The organism is Streptomyces bambusae, assembly GCF_019400985.1.
GTDB classification, from domain to species: Bacteria; Actinomycetota; Actinomycetes; order Streptomycetales; family Streptomycetaceae; genus Streptomyces; species Streptomyces bambusae_A.
This window is the reverse complement of record NZ_WTFF01000164.1, coordinates 1-16,473: the sequence shown is the minus strand read 5'-3', so window position 1 is coordinate 16,473 and position 16,473 is coordinate 1. Positions and strand designations below refer to the sequence as shown.

The 16,473-nt window shown below is 72.4% G+C and carries 13 protein-coding genes and 4 pseudogenes; 10 read left to right on the top strand and 7 right to left on the bottom strand.

All coding sequences use genetic code 11. The features are described from left to right. Positions 1 to 129, top strand: a pseudogene (locus GPJ59_RS38605) (lytic transglycosylase domain-containing protein); the annotation flags it as partial. A 177-nt stretch (positions 130 to 306) separates the two neighbouring features. Here the strand turns inward: GPJ59_RS38605 and GPJ59_RS21810 are convergent. Next, complete coding sequence (locus tag GPJ59_RS21810; protein WP_219668916.1) at positions 307 to 1,476, bottom strand: steroid 3-ketoacyl-CoA thiolase; 1,170 nt, start codon at positions 1,474 to 1,476, stop codon at positions 307 to 309. A 230-nt stretch (positions 1,477 to 1,706) separates the two neighbouring features. Here GPJ59_RS21810 and GPJ59_RS21805 point away from each other — a divergent pair, with 230 nt between their 5' ends. Continuing rightward, positions 1,707 to 2,951, top strand: coding sequence for a cytochrome P450 (locus GPJ59_RS21805; RefSeq protein ID WP_219668919.1), 1,245 nt, complete (start codon positions 1,707 to 1,709; stop codon positions 2,949 to 2,951). A 331-nt stretch (positions 2,952 to 3,282) separates the two neighbouring features. Here the strand turns inward: GPJ59_RS21805 and GPJ59_RS21800 are convergent. After that, a pseudogene (locus GPJ59_RS21800) lies at positions 3,283 to 5,238 on the bottom strand (bifunctional glycosyltransferase 87/phosphatase PAP2 family protein); the annotation flags it as partial. 229 nt (positions 5,239 to 5,467) lie between these two features. On the opposite strand from GPJ59_RS21800, the gene GPJ59_RS21795 reads away from it, so the two are divergent. Then, positions 5,468 to 5,833, top strand: coding sequence for an antibiotic biosynthesis monooxygenase family protein (locus GPJ59_RS21795; RefSeq protein WP_219668915.1), 366 nt, complete (start codon positions 5,468 to 5,470; stop codon positions 5,831 to 5,833). A 145-nt stretch (positions 5,834 to 5,978) separates the two neighbouring features. On the opposite strand, the gene GPJ59_RS21790 is transcribed toward GPJ59_RS21795, so the two are convergent. Then, positions 5,979 to 6,374, bottom strand: a complete 396-nt coding sequence (locus GPJ59_RS21790; RefSeq protein WP_219668914.1) for a nuclear transport factor 2 family protein — start codon at positions 6,372 to 6,374, stop codon at positions 5,979 to 5,981. Positions 6,375 to 6,559: 185 nt separating this feature from the next. Here GPJ59_RS21790 and GPJ59_RS21785 point away from each other — a divergent pair, with 185 nt between their 5' ends. Further along, positions 6,560 to 7,075, top strand: coding sequence for a GNAT family N-acetyltransferase (locus tag GPJ59_RS21785; RefSeq protein WP_219668918.1), 516 nt, complete (start codon positions 6,560 to 6,562; stop codon positions 7,073 to 7,075). Between the two features lie 191 nt (positions 7,076 to 7,266). Here the strand turns inward: GPJ59_RS21785 and GPJ59_RS21780 are convergent, their stop codons facing one another. Next, entirely contained in the window at positions 7,267 to 9,321 is a 2,055-nt protein-coding gene (locus GPJ59_RS21780) for an MDR family MFS transporter (RefSeq protein WP_219668913.1), read from the bottom strand. 157 nt (positions 9,322 to 9,478) lie between these two features. Between GPJ59_RS21780 and GPJ59_RS38600 the strand changes: the two genes are divergently transcribed. From GPJ59_RS38600 to GPJ59_RS21765, 3 genes are all read left to right on the top strand, one after another. Beyond that, positions 9,479 to 10,462 carry a peptidoglycan-binding domain-containing protein gene (locus GPJ59_RS38600; RefSeq protein WP_219668912.1) on the top strand — a complete coding sequence of 328 codons (984 nt, stop codon included), beginning with the start codon at positions 9,479 to 9,481 and terminating at the stop codon, positions 10,460 to 10,462. 182 nt (positions 10,463 to 10,644) lie between these two features. Next, complete coding sequence (locus GPJ59_RS21770; protein WP_219668911.1) at positions 10,645 to 11,331, top strand: HAD-IA family hydrolase; 687 nt, start codon at positions 10,645 to 10,647, stop codon at positions 11,329 to 11,331. Between the two features lie 229 nt (positions 11,332 to 11,560). Then, the gene (locus GPJ59_RS21765) at positions 11,561 to 11,902 is read left to right on the top strand and encodes a DUF5713 family protein (RefSeq protein ID WP_219668910.1); all 342 of its coding nucleotides are present in this window, start codon (positions 11,561 to 11,563) and stop codon (positions 11,900 to 11,902) included. 7 nt (positions 11,903 to 11,909) lie between these two features. On the opposite strand, the pseudogene GPJ59_RS21760 reads toward GPJ59_RS21765, so the two are convergent. Then, positions 11,910 to 12,137, bottom strand: a pseudogene (locus GPJ59_RS21760) (transposase); the annotation flags it as partial. 216 nt (positions 12,138 to 12,353) lie between these two features. Between GPJ59_RS21760 and GPJ59_RS21755 the strand changes: the two are divergent. Then, positions 12,354 to 12,843: pseudogene (locus GPJ59_RS21755) on the top strand (IS110 family transposase); the annotation flags it as partial. A 308-nt stretch (positions 12,844 to 13,151) separates the two neighbouring features. On the opposite strand, the gene GPJ59_RS21750 reads toward GPJ59_RS21755, so the two are convergent. Next, positions 13,152 to 13,928: a hypothetical protein gene (locus tag GPJ59_RS21750; protein ID WP_219668909.1), complete on the bottom strand. Its 777-nt coding sequence runs from the start codon at positions 13,926 to 13,928 to the stop codon at positions 13,152 to 13,154. A 204-nt stretch (positions 13,929 to 14,132) separates the two neighbouring features. Continuing rightward, the gene (locus GPJ59_RS21745; protein ID WP_219668908.1) at positions 14,133 to 14,711 is read right to left on the bottom strand and encodes a TMEM165/GDT1 family protein; all 579 of its coding nucleotides are present in this window, start codon (positions 14,709 to 14,711) and stop codon (positions 14,133 to 14,135) included. Between the two features lie 513 nt (positions 14,712 to 15,224). On the opposite strand from GPJ59_RS21745, the gene GPJ59_RS21740 reads away from it, so the two are divergent. Further along, a complete protein-coding gene (locus GPJ59_RS21740; protein ID WP_219668907.1) occupies positions 15,225 to 15,887 on the top strand; it encodes an HNH endonuclease family protein in 663 nt (220 codons plus the stop codon). A gap of 198 nt (positions 15,888 to 16,085) precedes the next feature. Then, on the top strand, positions 16,086 to 16,473 hold a 388-nt coding region (locus GPJ59_RS21735), incomplete at its 3' end, for a DUF7800 domain-containing protein (protein WP_445271885.1).

Below are 16,473 nucleotides of genomic sequence, written 5' to 3'. Positions count from 1 at the left end.
TCCACGGCGGGCTCGGACTGGAAGACCAACCCGGCCACCCAGATCAAGTGGGGCCTGGACTACATGAACGAGCGCTACGGCTCCCCGGTCGGCGCCTGGAACTTCTGGCAGGCCAACCACTGGTACTAAGCCGCCAGTAGCGCAGCAGAACGCAGACGAACGCCCCGGTGGGCCGGCCTCCCCAGGTCCGGCCCACCGGGGCGTTCTGCTTCCCCATCCCACAGGGTCCGTACGGCGGCTCGACTCCGTCTCCGGAGCCGGATCCAGATCTCCGGCTCCGGCTCCGGCTCCGGCGCCGGATCCGGCTCAGAGCCGCTGGATGATCGTGCCCGTCGCCTGCGCCCCGCCCGCACACATCGTGATCAGGGCGAATTCCCGGTCGCGACGCTCCAGCTCGTGCAGGGCGGTGGTGATCAGGCGGGCCCCGGTGGCGCCGACCGGGTGGCCGAGGGCGATGCCCCCGCCGTTGACGTTGACCTTCTCCAGGTCCTGGTCGAAGACCTTGGCCCAGCTGAGCACGACGGAGGCGAAGGCCTCGTTGATCTCCACCAGGTCGATGTCCTTCAGCGACATGCCGGCCTTGCCCAGCACCGCCCGCGTCGCGTCGATCGGCCCGTCGAGGTGGTAGTGCGGGTCGGCGCCGACCAGGGTCTGGGCGACGATCCGGGCCCGCGGCCTGAGCTTGAGCGCGCGGGCCATCTTGCGCGAGGCCCACATCACGGCCGCGGCGCCGTCGGAGATCTGCGAGGCGTTGCCGGCGGTGTGGACGGCGGTGGGCATGACCGGCTTCAGCCGGGCCAGCGCCTCCATGCTCGTGTCCCGCAGACCCTCGTCCCGGTCGACCAGCCGCCACATGCCCTGGCCGGCCGCCTGCTCCTCCTCGGTGGTGGGCACCTGCACGGCGAAGGTCTCGCGCTTGAAGCGCTCCTCCGCCCAGGCGACGGCCGCCCGCTCCTGGGAGAGCAGGCCGAGCCGGTCGACGTCCTCGCGGGTCAGGCCGCGGTGGCGGGCGATGCGCTCGGCGGCCTCGAACTGGTTGGGGAGGTCGACGTTCCACTCGTCCGGGAAGGGCTTGCCCGGCCCGTGCTTGGAGCCGGAGCCGAGCGGGACCCGGCTCATCGCCTCGACGCCGCACGCGATGCCGATGTCCATGACCCCGCCGGAGATCATGTTGGCCACCATGTGGTTGGCCTGCTGGGAGGAGCCGCACTGGCAGTCGACGGTGGTGGCCGCGGTCTCGTACGGCAGGCCCATGGCGAGCCAGGCGTTGCGGGCCGGGTTCATCGACTGCTCGCCGGCGTGGGTGACCGTGCCGCCGACGATCTGCTCGACGCAGTCGGGCCGGATTCCGGTCCGGGCGAGGAGCTCGCGGTACGTCTCGCCCAGGAGGTAGGCGGGATGGAGGTTGGCGAGCGCGCCGCCGCGCTTGCCGATGGGGGTGCGTACGGCTTCGACGATGACGGGTTCCGCGGCCATGAGCTCGTCCTCTCCAACGCGGGCGGGCCGTCCCGGCGCCCCACCCGAACTAGTACGCGTTCTAGTTCTCCCCGCAGTCTTACGACCTCCCGCCCCGCGGCACAAGGGTCTTGCACGCGGCCTGCACGGATTCCACACGCAACAGATGCCGCGCCGACCCTTGTCACTTCTAGAACTCGTTACTACCTTCGAGCCAGATTCTGATGGGCCGTCAGACCTGGGAGTTGCCGATGCCCTGCCCCGCGCTGCCCGAAGGCTTCGACGCCACGGACCCCGACCTCCTGCAGGCCCGTGTGCCCTTCCCCGAGTTCGCCCTGCTGCGGCAGACCGCTCCGGTGTGGTGGTGCGCGCAGCCGCGCGGCATCACCGGCTTCGACGACGAGGGCTACTGGGCCGTCACGCGGCACGCGGACGTCAAGTACGTCTCCACGCACCCGGAGCTCTTCTCCTCGACCACCAACACCGCGATCATCCGCTTCAACGAGCACATCCAGCGCGAGCAGATAGATGCCCAGCGCCTGATCATGCTGAACATGGACCCGCCGGAGCACACCCGGGTCCGCCAGATCGTCCAGCGCGGCTTCACCCCGCGCTCGATCCGCGCCCTGGAGGACACCCTGCGCGAGCGGGCGCGGCGGATCGTGGCGGAGGCCAAGGCCGGCGCGGGCGACGGCAGCTTCGACTTCGTCACCAAGATCGCGTGCGAGCTGCCGCTCCAGGCCATCGCCGAGCTCATCGGCGTCCCTCAGGAGGACCGGTCCAAGCTCTTCGACTGGTCGAACAGGATGATCGCGTACGACGACCCCGAGTACGCGATCACCGAGGAGGTCGGCGCCCGGTCGGCCATGGACCTCATCGCCTACGCGATGAACATGTCGGCCGACCGCAAGCAGTGCCCGGCCAAGGACATCGTCACCCAGCTCGTCGCCGCCGAGGGACAGGGCAACCTCAGCTCGGACGAGTTCGGCTTCTTCGTCCTGGTCCTGGCCGTCGCGGGCAACGAGACCACCCGCAACGCCATCAGCCACGGCATGCACGCCTTCCTCACCCACCCCGACCAGTGGGAGCTGTACAAGCGCGAGCGGCCGTCCACCGCGGCCGAGGAGATCGTCCGCTGGGCCACGCCGGTGGTCTCCTTCCAGCGCACCGCCACCCAGGACACCGAGCTCGGCGGCCAGAAGATCCGGGCGGGCGACCGGGTCGGGATGTTCTACTCCTCCGCCAACCACGACCCGGAGGTGTTCGAGAACCCCGAGGTCTTCGACATCACCCGGGACCCCAACCCCCACCTGGGCTTCGGGGGCGGCGGCCCGCACTTCTGCCTCGGCAAGTCGCTGGCCGTGCTGGAGATCGACCTGATCTTCAACGCCCTCGCCGACACCCTGCCGAACCTGCGGCTGGCGGGCGAGGGCCCACGCCGGCTGCGTGCGGCCTGGCTCAACGGCATCAAGGAGCTCCAGGTCGGCCTCGGCTGACCCGGCGAGCCCGGGACGGCAGGGGCCCCACCTCCCACGCCCCGCCCCTGCCGTCCGCGGGGCGGCAGCGGCCGACGTACGCCATGCCCGGGCGATCTCGGGTGATCACCCGCGATCGCCCGAGTGTCGGAGCGCGTGATCGCCCGCGATCGGCCGTGATCGCTGGTGATCGCCCGAGTGTCGGGGCCAGTGATCGCCTGTGATCACCCGTGATCGCCCGAGTGGCGCAACGGGCGCTGCGGGCGGATCCTGACAGGACGCGGCGATCCATCGCAGGACAGGGGTGTCGGAGCGGCTCTGTGCGCTCCGGCACCCCTGCCCGGCTCAGTCGCCTCCGCCCGGCCGCTTCCGGGACCCTGGGCCTGGGCAGCGCCACCCCGTCGGCCGCGGCTTCCGTATCGGCCGCGGCTTCCGTCTGCGGTGCGGGCCGGGTGCGCCGGGGGCCCGACAGGACGTGCACGAGGGCGAAGCCGGCGCCGACGACGACCGCGCCGCCGACCGCGTCGAGCACCCAGTGGTTGGCGGTCGCGACGATCGCGCACACCGTGATCAGCGGGTGCAGCACCCCGAGCAGCTTCTGCCAGGCCTTCGGCGCCAGGACGACGATCACGATGCCGCACCACAGCGACCAGCCGAAGTGGAGCGAGGGCATCGCCGCGTACTGGTTGGAGATCGCGGTCATCGCCCCGTACTGCGGATTGGCCAGGTCCTGCGGCCCGTGGACGGTGTCGATGAAGCCGAGGCCGGGCATGAGGCGCGGGGGCGCCAGCGGGTAGAGCCAGAACCCTATGAGCGCGAGCACGGTCGCCAGGCCCAGGGAGGCGCGGGCCCAGCGGTAGTCGCCCGGGCGGCGCCAGTACAGGACCGCCAGGATGCCCAGCGGGACGACGAAGTGGAACGACGTGTAGTAGAAGTTGAAGAACCCCTCCAGCCAGCCGGTCTTGACGACGGCCAGGTTCACGGCGTGCTCGATGTCGATGCCGAGCATCCGTTCCAGGGAGTGGATCTGCGCGCCGTTGTCCTCGGCCACCGAGCGGCTGTTCGGCGCGGCGGCACGGATGTGGGAGTAGAGGGAGTAGCCGACCCGTATCAGCAGCAGTTCCAGCAGCAGGTTCGGCCGGCTCAGCACCCGCTTCCAGAACGGCAGCAGCGGGACGCGCGACCAGCGGGAGGCCACGGGCCGCCCGTACGCGGTGGGGACGGGCTCGCGCCAGAACGGCGAGGTGCGCGTCAGGAAGGGCACGGCGCAGGCGGTGGCGAGGGCGGCGAGCAGCGGCACGTTGTCGCGTACGGGCGCCAGCACGGCCAGGTTGGGCAGCAGCACGTCGCTGGGCAGGGTCATCGCCAGCACGACGGCCACCGGCCAGACCCGCCGGTCGGCCGCGCGCCGGCCGGTCCGGCCGGCCACCGCGAGGAGCACCCACAGCAGCTGGTGGCGCCAGCCCGTGGGCGCGACGGCCACGGCCACGCAGCCGGTGACGGCCACGGCGAGCAGCAGCTGGCCGTCGGCGGCGTAGCGGGCCGCGCGGCGCAGGCCGACGTACGCGACGGCCGCGGCGAGGACGGCGTAGAGGGCGATCTCGCCCGGGCCCGACAGGCCCAGGCGCAGCAGGGCCCCGTGCAGCGACTGGTTGGCGAGGCCCTCGGGGTCGCCGCCGAGGCCGGTGCCGGCCAGGTGGTCCACCCAGTACGTCCAGGAGTCGCGCGGCAGCGCCGCCCAGGCGAGCACGGTGGCTCCGGCGAAGGAGCCGGCCGCGGTCCGGGCGCCGGCGCGGCGGCCCGTCAGCCACAGCAGGGCGGTGAAGAGCAGCAGGGCGGGCTGGAGGGCGGCGGCGAGGCCGGCGAGGAAGCCGGCGGGGCGCTCGCCGGGCACGCGGAAGACGGCGAGGAGCACCAGGAGCACGGGCAGGACGGCGGTCCGGCCGGGGGCGGCGGCCTCGCGGACCGGGATGGAGGCCGTCAGCAGCGCGACCAGGACGGGCGCGGCGAGCAGCGCGGTGCGACGCGGTACGGGGTCGGGCAGGGCGCGGGCGGCGACCAGCCCCACGGCGGCGGTGAACAGCAGGGTGAGGCTGGTCCAGACGATCTCCAGCGGCTGGTCGGCGAAGCCGCTCAGCGGCTTGATCACCAGGCCGGCGAAGGGCGTTCCGCCGAACCGGCCGCCGTCGTAGAGCGAGCCGGTCAGACCGGGCAGGTGCAGTCCGCCGAGCCATTCGCCGGGGGGCGGTACGCGCAGCGCGGCGGCGACCTGTCTGGCGGCCAGGGCGCCGACGAGCGCCCACAGCAGCAGGCGCACGGCCGCGAGCCTGCCCTCCGCAGCACCGCCCATGACAGCACCGCCTATGACACCGGCATGTCCGTGCCCACCGCTGTGCTCCGCCGCGTTCGCCACTCCTCGTCGGCCTCCCGCCGTGTCGACCTACCGTCCGCAACCCCGACTTCGCCCGGCTGCCACGTGCTGTTACCGCTGTTACCCGGGAGACGATATCCCCCATGAGGTCCCTAGGATGGCGAGCATGAGCATCGTGAAGATCAACGCACTGACCGTGCCGGCCGAGCAGCGCGAGGTCCTGGAGCGGCGGTTCGCGTCGCGGGCGGGTGCTGTGGAGGGCTCGGACGGCTTCGAGTGGTTCGAGCTGCTGCGCCCGCTGGAGGGCACCGACCAGTACCTCGTGTACACGCGGTGGCGCGACGAGGCGGCCTTCCAGGCGTGGATGGAGGGCCCGATGAAGGCGGCTCACCAGGGTCCGCAGGGCGGCGGCCAGGGCGGACCGGGCGGACCGGGCGCTGCCGAGGGCGGCGAACGCCCGAAGCCGGCCGCGTCGGCGTCGACGCTGTGGTCGTTCGAGGTGGTCCAGCAGGCGGGTCCGAAGCAGGACTGAGCGGCCGCGGGGGGGCTGCGCGCCGTGCCATATCGTTACGGCGGTACGGCGTACGGCCCCGGGTCAGCGGGCCGCGGAGGGCGCCCGGGCCGGGGTCAGCGGGCCGCGGAGGGCGCCCGGGCCGGGGTCGGCCCCGGAACCGGGGTCAGCCCCAGAAGGCGTCCTCCTCGTCCATGTCCGCGCTGCACTCGTCGATGTCGGTGATCTTCCCGCCGACGATGGTGAAGAAGAGGCCGCCGCCGATCTCGATCCCGCGGTCGCCCCGGTCGGCGCGCGTCGTGTGGACCGCGATGGCATGGCCGCGGCCGTCCACGAACACCGAGTGCAGGTCCACCTTCATCGTGCCGTGGGTGGCCTCGCCCCAGCGGCGGTAGAGGTCGAGGACGTTCTCCCGGCCCTTGTGGTGCCCGGAGAACTGGTTGTTCCCGGGGACGTGGTGGATGACGTCGGCCGTCATCAAGGAAGCCAGCGTCTCCATGTCGCCCTTGCCGAAGGCTTCGTAGCCGCGGCGGACGAGGGCACTGTCCGCATGCTCCGACATGGCGGTATCACACCCTTCACGCGGTCGATTCGAACCTTTTCCTATCATCGGCCCGCCGCTGTGGATATTCCACGCGGGGCGGGGCGGTGGCGGCCCAGACTGGCGCCATGAACGAGACGAAGACCATCGTGACCACGACCAGCGGGACCACGACCAGCGGAACGAAGACGAACGGGACGAAGACCATGGCGACGAAGACCGCAGAGCAGACCCCCGCCGCGGCGGTGTGGTCGGTGACCCCCGAGCCCCTGCACACGGCCGACGCCACGGCCCTGCGCCGCGCGTACTACGCGGAGGTCGCCGGGCGGTACTGGCAGCGGCCCGCCACCGGGGCCGAGATCGACGAGGGTCTGGCGCAGGACCCGGGCACGGAGCTGGCCCGGCCCACGGGCGAGTTCGTCGTCGGCCGCCGGGGCGGCGTGCCCGCGGCCTGCGGCGGCATACGGCTGCTGGACGCGGACACGGCCGAGCTGACCCGGATCTACGTCGACCCGCGGATGCGGGGCACCGGCGGCGGCGCGGCGCTGCTGGCCGCGCTGGAGGACGCGGCCCGGGCCCTCGGCGCACGGCGCATACGCCTGGACACCCGGACCGACCTGGTGGAGGCACGCGGCCTGTACGCGAAGCACGGGTACGCGGAGATACCGGCGTACAACTCCGGTCCGTACGCCCAGCACTGGTTCGAGAAGCCCCTGACCTGACCGTCCCGCCGCGGCCCGGACGGAGGGCCGGCCCGGTCCGGGCCGGCTGGGTCCGGGCCGGCTGGGTCCGGGCCGGCCGACTCGGTCCGGCTCCGCTGGGTCCGGCTCCGCTCGGTCCACGTCCGGGGGGGCCACGTCCAGGGGGGCCACGTCCGGGAGGTCCACGTCCTGGGAGGTCCACGTCCCGGGGGTCAATGTGCCGCGTGGTCGCGGCGGGGCAGGGTGTCGTACGGCTCCTCGCGGTCGGACCCGCACAGTTCGCTGTTGATCTCCTCGACCAGCTTGACCAGGTCGGTCGGGCGGTCGGGGCCCCACCAGTCGCCGAGGAGCTCGGCGAGCGACTCCCGGCGGGCAGCGGCCAGCCGGTCCGCCGCGCCACGGCCCTTCTCGGTGAGGACCAGCGTCAGCCCGTCCCGGCGGGCGAGCCCGCGCTCCTCGACCTGGCGGGCCGCGTCGGTCACCACCCTCAGTGGGACGGCGGTGCGCTCGGCGAGCAGGGCCGGCTCGACCGAGCCGTACTTCCGGATGCGCAGCAGCACCCAGCTGCTGGCGGGCAGCAGGTCGTACCCGGCCTTCTCGGTGATCTTCTCGTAGACGTGCCGGCGCCCCTCGCGGGTGCCCAGCACGGACAGGGCGCGGGCGACCTCCTCGCGGGAGGAGCGCTCGACGGGGTTGGAAGCGAGGGTCTCGCTCACGTCGGGAGCGGTCACCGAGCCGCGCAGCCTGTCCTCCTTGAGGAACCAGGCGATCACGAAGGCGAGGAGGACGACGGGCACGGCGTAGAGGAAGACGTCGGTGATGGACACCGCGTAGGCGTCGAGCACGGTGGGCTGCAGGGGAGGGGGCAGTGCGGCGACGGCCCGGGGGTCGGCCTCCAGCTGGGCGATGTCGGCACCCGGCGGCAGCGGGACTCCGGCCAGGGCGGAGGTGAGCTTGTCGTCGAGCCGGTTGGTGAAGACGGTGCCGAAGACGGCCACGCCGAAGGAGGCGCCGATGGAGCGGAAGAAGGTGGCGCCGGAGGTGGCGACGCCGAGGTCGGCGTAGCTGACGGCGTTCTGCACCACCAGCACCAGGACCTGCATGACCAGGCCCAGGCCGGCGCCGAAGACGAAGAAGTAGACGCTCATCTCCCAGGTGGAGGTGGTGCGGTGCAGCTGGTGCAGGAGCAGCAGGCCGAGGGCGGTGACCCCGGTGCCGGCGACGGGGAAGACCTTCCACCGTCCGGTGCGGCTGACGAGCTGCCCGGAGAGGGTGGAGGAGAGGAGCATGCCGAGCACCATCGGCAGCATGTGGACGCCGGACATCGTGGGCGAGACGCCTTGGACGACCTGGAGGAACGTGGGCAGATAGACCATCGCGCCGAACATCGCGAAGCCGACGATGAAGCTGATCACGGAGCAGAGGGTGAAGGTGCGGATGCGGAACAGCTTCAGGGGCAGCACGGGCTCGGCGGCCCGCCGCTCGACGAACAGGAAGGCCACGAGCAGCACCGCGCCGAGGACGGCCAGGCCGACGATGCGGGCCGAGCTCCAGCCCCAGCTGCCGCCGAGGGAGGCGACGAGCACGAGGCAGGTGGCGACGGCGGCGATCAGGAAGGTGCCGAGGTAGTCGATGGTATGCCGGGAGGAGCGGACGGGGATGTGCAGGACCGCGGCGATGACCGCGAGGGCGACGAGACCGATGGGGAGGTTGATGTAGAAGACCCACCGCCATGACAGGTGGTCCACGAACAGGCCGCCCAGCAGCGGGCCGAGCACGCTGGTGGCACCGAAGACGGCACCGAAGAGTCCCTGGTACCGGCCGCGCTCGCGCGGCGGGACGATGTCGCCGACGATCGCCATGGACAGCACGATCAGCCCGCCGCCGCCCAGCCCCTGCAGGGCGCGGTAGCCGATGAGCTGGGGCATGTCCTGGGCCAGTCCGCACAGTGCGGAGCCCACGAGGAAGAGGACGATGGCGGCCTGGAAGAGCTTCTTGCGGCCGTACTGGTCGCCGAGCTTGCCCCACAGGGGCGTGGCGGCGGTCGAGGCGAGCATGTAGGCGGTGACGACCCAGGACAGGTGCTCCATGCCGCCGAGGTCGCTGACGATCGTCGGCAGGGCGGTGGAGACGATGGTCTGGTCGAGCGCGGCGATCAGCAGGCCGAGCAGCAGGGCGCCGATCGAGACGAGCGCCTCGCGGGAGGCGTGCTCGGCGCGGGGTCCGGACCCGGGTTCCACGCCCCTCGCGGACACTTCCTGAGCCATGTACTCCTCCTCAGGCAGGCGCACATCTCCATCCTGAGCGGTGTGTCCGGTTATGGCCTCTCGGGCGGGTTGGGCGCGCCGGGGCGGGTCTGCATAATGCCTGGCAGTGTCCCAGGGAGGGGTTGCAGTGAGCGCTGAGCGCTGTCCAGATTGCGGCGTGGCCAGGAGACCCTGCGCGTGCGCCCGGGGCACCGGATTCGATCCGCTGCGCATCCGCCCCTACGTGACGATGCCGGGACCGCAGCCCGCACCCACCGCCTGGCCGGGCCCCACGGAACCGTCAGCACCGCCGCAGCCGGTCCTGGGCGTACTGGAACACGGGACACCCGCACAGGACGACCCGCCGCACGGCATACCGGCGCACGAGGACCTCACGCACGACATACCGGCCGACGACCCTCCGACACTGGAAACCCCGGCGGTCGGCAACCAGGCCGCCGACGACCCGGCTACGGGCACCCCCACGTACGGGACACCTGAGTACGGGACACCCGCCGTGCCGCCGCACGAATGGCCGGAGCAGACGGTCCAGCTGGCGCCGGTGCCCCCGCGCGGGCGGCGCAGGGCGGCCAGGCGCAGCGGCGTACCGCTGCTGGCGGGAGTGGGCGCGGTCGTGGTGGTCGGGGCGGCCGCTGCGGCGATGGCGCTGTTCCCGGACTCCGGGAAGAGCGACCGCGCGCTGCCCGATCCGTCGCCGTCGGCCCCGGCGGTCAGTGTGGCGCCGGTGGGCCCGACCGCGTCGGCAACCACCGATGAGGCCACCCCGTCTCCGTCGGCCTCCCGCCCGGCCTCCCCGAACGCCTCCCGCTCGGCGTCCGCGTCGGCCAGCGCCGCCGCGAAGCCGGCGCCCACGACCAGCGCCCCCGGCCAGGGCCGCAGCAAGCCGCCGAACCAGTCCCAGCCGTCGCAGGCGACCACGCTGCGCAGGGGCGACTCGGGGCAGCAGGTCAAGGACCTCCAGCAGCAGCTCAAGGAGCTGGGGTACCTGCGGGGCCGGAGCGACGGGATGTACGACGACTCCACGGAGCGGGCGGTGGCGAGGTTCCAGTACGACGCGGGGGTCGAGGAGGACCCGTTCGGCGTGTACGGCCCGGCGACCCGCAAGGCCCTGGAGGAGGAACTGAGCGTCTGGGGGAACTGAGGACGCAGGCGACCGCAGGCGACCGAGGGCGGTCGGGGGCGGTCGGGCAGCCGCCGGGGGCCGATTGGCGTAGACCGCCCTCTGTTTTGTATAGTGATGGAACAAAGTGGTTCCGTCCGCACTCCCTGACCGGTGGACGGAACCGCTTGTTCTCTTTTCCCGCCCCGTCTGGAGCTCCTCCGATGCCGGCCAGCACCGCCCCCGTCCCCGCCGTCCTCACCGCCAGGGCCCTGCTCCTTGACATGGACGGCACGATCGTCAACTCGGACGCGGTGGTGGAGCGCTGCTGGCGCGAATGGGCGGTGAGCCACGGGCTGGACCCGCACGAGGCCATGAAGGTGGTGCACGGCCGCCAGGGCTACGCCACGATGGCCCTGCTCCTGCCGGACCGGCCGATGGAGCAGAACCACGCCGACAACGCCGTGATGCTCGCCCGCGAGACCGCGGACACCGAGGGCGTGGTCCCGGTCCCGGGCGCCCCGGCGTTCATGGCGGCCCTCGACGGACTGCCGCACGCCCTGGTCACCTCCGCCGACGCCGCCCTGGCCGCGGCCCGGATGACGGCGGCCGCGCTGCCGATGCCGCGGGTCCGGGTGACGGCCGAGTGCGTCGGAGCCAGCAAGCCGGACCCGGAGGGCTTCCTCAAGGGCGCCGCCGAGCTGGGCATGGACCCGGCCGACTGCGTGGTCTTCGAGGACTCGGCCGCCGGCATCGCCGCGGGCCGGGCAGCGGGGATGCGCGTGATAGGCGTCGGCCCGCGCGCCGCCGCCCACTCCCCCACCCTGCACGTCGAGGACCTGACAGCGGTCGAGGTCACCACAAACCCCTCCGGCACCCTCACCCTGACGATCCACGCCTCGGCGTCCTGACGGTCCGCACCACGGCGTCCCGACGAACCGGACGCGACGCCCTGACGGCCCGGGCGCGACTGTCCACCTGCCCGGACCGAGCCCCGACCGACCGACCGGCCGAGCCCGACCGCCTAGGGCCTGTTGTGAAAGTCCTGGTCGCGTGAGGTCTGGCGTCCATGGGGGCGTCGTTGTCAGTGGTGCTGTGCATGATCGGCGCGTCAGCTTTTCGCGGAGGTAGGGAAGTGCCATGCCGATCACAAACCAGCAGGTAGCGGGACACGCGTTCCTGCGGCAGATGTACGACGACTCGTACTTCCCTGATCACGTGGTCGACCAGGGGAAGGCGATCTTGCTGCGGCTGTGCGAGCGCATCGAGGCCGAGCGGCTGTCGGACCTGGAGAGCTTGTATGCACTCACCCAGGCTGCGACGGAGGAGTTCAATCTGCTGGACAGGGAGTTCGTGGCGGCCGGGAGCGAGATCGAGACGGTGGCGCGGGAGTGGATCTGTGACGAGTTCTGCTTCGTCGCGTCGGCATACGGGTTCACGGAAGCGGATGCAGAGGAGCTGACCGCCGGCCGGGACTGGTGAACCATCCCCTGCCAGGTTCCGTTCCGCTGCCAGCGGCGGAACAGGTAGTAGACCCGGTTCCACGGCCCGTACTCGACGGGGATGTCCGCCACGGAACTCCGGTCCGGACCCGGAACCGTATGCCGTCGATCAGCTGCCGCCGAGGCCAGACGGGTGGCCGCCCCGCCCTGGCACCCTTCGGCAACAGCGGTTCCAGCACCGCCCACTGCTCGTCCGTGATACCTCCCCGACCCATGAACCGTGATCATTCACAGCCCAAGATCCACTTTTGACACACGGCCTAGCACGGACTTCGCTGTCAGACCGTGCCCCTGCTGGTGGCCGGGAGGGCAGACCGCTGATGGGGTGGCGTGCCTGCCCTACTGGGCGTGAGCACCGGATCCATCAGGCCGCGCGCCGAGCCTTCCGCAGGCTACGACGCATGACCAGCAACGGACTTGGGGAGGGCTTGTTGCTGCTGATCGGTGACGACTGGCCCGAAGACCACCACGACGTTGAGTCCAGGATGAGACCGGCCGCAAGCTGGCCGCCGCGACGCTACCCGAAGGAGTCGCCGGCATCGCCCGGCTCCACGAACTCATCGCCCGTCACGGCGGTGAGCCGGATCCCGCGAAGGTGATCGTCGGTATCGAGACCGACCGGGGCTCGTGGGTTCAGGCCCTGGTCGCTTCCGGCTACCAGGTCTACGCGATCAGCCCCCGGCAGGTGGCCCGGTTCAAGGAGCGGTACATCTCCTCGGGAGCCAAGAGCGACAAGGGCGACGCGCACGCACTCGCCGACATGGTCCGCATCGACCGTGACCAGCTGCGGCCGGTGGCCGGTGACAGCGCCGCCGCCCAGGCCGTCAAGGTAGTCGCCCGCGCCCACCAGACCTGATCCGGGAACGCACCCGCACCTTCCAGCGGCTTCGCAGCACACTGCGCGAGTACTTCCCCGCCGCCCCGACCGCCTGACAGGGCCGAACCCCGGCCACCCGACGGGCCGGACTCCAGCTGTCCGACCGGTCGGGCCTCGAACTCCTGGCGGCCGGACCCCGACCACCCGACAATCCGGACCAACCGCCTGACGGGTGGACCCGACCACCTGACGGCCCACGCATGGACGTGCGGGCCGCTGGGCGGTTCCGCGCCGCACGGACGCGTAGGCCCGCCCGAGGGCAGGTGCGCGCGGGCCCGCCCGAAAGGCCGGTGTTCACGCGGGACCGCGAAGGGCCGTGTATGCGCGGGCCGCCGACCGCCGCCTGACGGCCTCAGGTCGCCTTGTTCCACACGACGACGTCGAACGTGCCCTGCGTCTTCGACGCGTCCCCGGCCAGCTGCTTGACGGTCAGCCTGACGACCCGCCCCGCGTTCGTCCTGCCGCACACGACCATGCCGGTCTTCATCGCGAAGTCCTTGGCCGTCCCCTGGGTGTCGACGACCCCCGCGCAGTCCGCGTACGAGGGCACCTTGCCCGCTTCGGCCCAGACCAGCGCCTTCGCGCCGCGTTCGGGCCGGAGCATCCGCCCGGTGAACTGGAAGACGGCGAAGTCGTTCTCGCTGTTGATCTCGGACCGCACGGGGGGCGTGGAGTCGAGGTCCTTGTCCTCCGCGTACGCGATCACCAGGGCGCCCTCCCAGCGGACGGTGCCGGCCGCGCCCGCCGCGGACTCCTGCGACGGCGTGGCCGCCGCCGAGGCGGCGGGAGAGGCGGAGGAGCCGGGGGCGGCCGGGGCCGCCGCCGGGGCGGAGGACGGGGCCTGAGGGGCGGCCGGGGTGGCGGCCTGGGGCGGGTTCTTCGCGCCGCCGCCGTTGCCGTTCGGGGACAGCAGGTACGCGCCGAACACCGTGATCACCGCTGCCGCCAGGGTCGCCCCCGCGCCGATCCACGCGGTGCGGTGCGACGCAGGTGCGGCCGGGGCGGCCGGGCCTGCCGGGTAGGCGTTCGGGGGGCCGCCCGGAGTGCCGTAGCCGGGCGCGTACCCGTCGGCGGCCGGCGGACCGGCCGGCGGTGTCGGCCAGCCCTGACCGGGATGCTGGTTGCTCACTGCTGTCCGCCCCCCTGCGTTTGGATCTTGGGAGGGGTAGCGTAACCACCCCTCCCATCGGCGAACTCCCCGGCCCCCCGGGCCCGTTGCGACCACCGCGCCGGTTGCGACCCCCGGGCCGGTTGCAACCCCGGGGCGGTTACAGCCCTGGGCCGGCTGCACCCCCGGGCCCGCTACGACCCACGCGCCCGCCCCCGCAGCCCGCTAAGCCACCGCCTCGTACAGCGAGAACACCGCCAGAGCCGCCATCACCACGGCCGCGACCTTGGTGATCAGCCGCAGCGGGACGTACTTCATCAGCGTGCGTCCGCCCAGGATGCCGATCGCCGCGACCGACCACAGGGCGACGACGGCGCCGAGGCCGACCGAGAGCGGGTCGTCGTAGCGGGCGGCGAGGTTCGCGGTCATGATCTGCGTCAGGTCGCCGAACTCGGCGACGAGGATCAGCATGAAGCCCGCCCCGGACACCTTCCAGAAGGACTGGTCGGCCGGCGCCTTGACCGCCTCGTCCTCGTCGTCCTTCTTCATCAGCAGCATCACCGCGCCCGCGAGGAAGAGGACGCCCACCACGGCCTGCACCAGCCGGTGCGGCAGCAGCGTCAGGACGCTGCCCGCGGCGATGGCCAGGGCGACGTGCACGGCGAAGGCGGCGGCGACGCCGGCGAGGACGTAGGAGGCGCGGTAGCGGGTGCCGAGCATGAGGCCGGCGAGGGCCGTCTTGTCGGGGAGTTCGGCGAGGAAGACGACGCCGAAGGCGACGGCCAGGACGGTGAAGCTGATCACGGGGTGGGTACCTCGATCGGTCGGGCAGGACGTCACCGCACCGAGAGGGACCTGAGCTGTTCCAGGGGTCGCTTCGGCTCGGCGGCGCCCTGTGCGCGTACGCGCTCGTACTTGCTCGTACATGTTCGTACGCGCTCGTCAACAGGACACTGCGGCCGAAGGTCTCGCTGGCGGGCCACGGCACGTGTCCCGCTCCGGGCGCCGGCCGGGCAGAGCCCAGCAGTATGTCGACGGTCCGGCGAAGAGCTACTCCCCTTCTGCTCCGTACAGGGTACGTGAGGACGGCCGCCACCCGAAATGAGCCAAAGGTCCCGGAAGCTGCCCCGCCGCACCCCGAAACTGCCCGGAATCTCAACTTCCGTTTGAAAAGAGGCACTTCGGCGCCTTGATGTGACGTGCCCATGTCGCCAGGCTGTCACCTGGCGCCCATCCCCGAGACACCCGGCGCCGCCAGCATGGCCAGGCCCCGCCGGGGTCGAACGGCCACACCCCCCGCACACAGGGAGCCCCCTCATGTCCCGCACCTCCACCACGCCCAAGATCTACGCGCGTCGTCTTGGCGTGCTCGCGTCAACCATCGCGATCGCCGCCCTGACCTCCCTCGTCAACGCGCCCACCGCCCAGGCCGCCCCGCCCACCCCCATCAGCGCCTCCGCGGCCCGTGCGTACCTGGCCACGGTGACGCCCCGGGCGGAAGGTTCCTCCAGCGGCTACAGCCGCGACCTGTTCCCGCACTGGAGCACCGTCTCCGGCACCTGCAACACCCGCGAGACCGTCCTCAAGCGCGACGGCGTGAACGTCGTCACCGACTCCTCGTGCGCCTCGGTGAGCGGCAGCTGGTACTCCCCGTACGACGGCGCCACCTGGTACGCCGCCTCCGACATCGACATCGACCACGTCGTCGCGCTCTCCGAGGCCTGGCGCTCCGGCGCCAGCTCCTGGACCACCTCCAAGCGCCAGCAGTTCGCCAACGACCTGACCCGTCCGCAGCTGATAGCCGTCACGGACAACGTCAACCAGGCCAAGGGCGACCTCGACCCGGCCGAGTGGATGCCGTCGCGCACCGCGTACCACTGCACGTACGCGCGCATGTGGGTCCACGTGAAGCAGTACTGGGGCCTCTCCATGGACTCGGCCGAGAAGACCGCGCTGGTGAACACCCTCAACGGCTGCTGATCCGCCGGCCCACCGGCTGCTGATCCGTCCGGCCCGTCCGACCGCCGCCCCGTCACCGCCCCGGCCGCCGCCTCGCCGCCGGTCCGGCCGCGCTCCCGCCGCCGCTCCCGTCGTCGGCCTCTCCCCCGCCAGGGGGAGGCCGCGCTCCCCCTCCACCCCGTACCGTGTTCCAAGGGGATGGTGAGGAGGGGGAGTTCGATGGCGGGACTGCGGCTGGGGCCGCTGCTGAGGCATGTCGACCGGGACCGGGGGGACTCGGCCACGGTGTGGGTCGAGACCGACCGCCCGTGCACCGCCGAGGTGCGCTGCGCGGACGGCGCGGGCGGTCTCGTCCGCACCTTCCAGATAGCCGGCCACCACTACGCACTGGTGCCGGTGACCGGCCTGGCCCCCGGCACCACCACGGCGTACGAGGTGCTGCTCGACGGCGTCCGGGTCTGGCCGCTGCCCGGCAGCGGCTTCCCGCCGAGCACCATCACCGCCCCGGCCGGCTCCGCGCGCGCCGGCCGCGGTGCGGAGCCCGCCCTGCGGGTCGCCTTCGGCTCCTGCCGGCAGGCCGCCCCGCCCACCGACGGCTCGCGCGGCC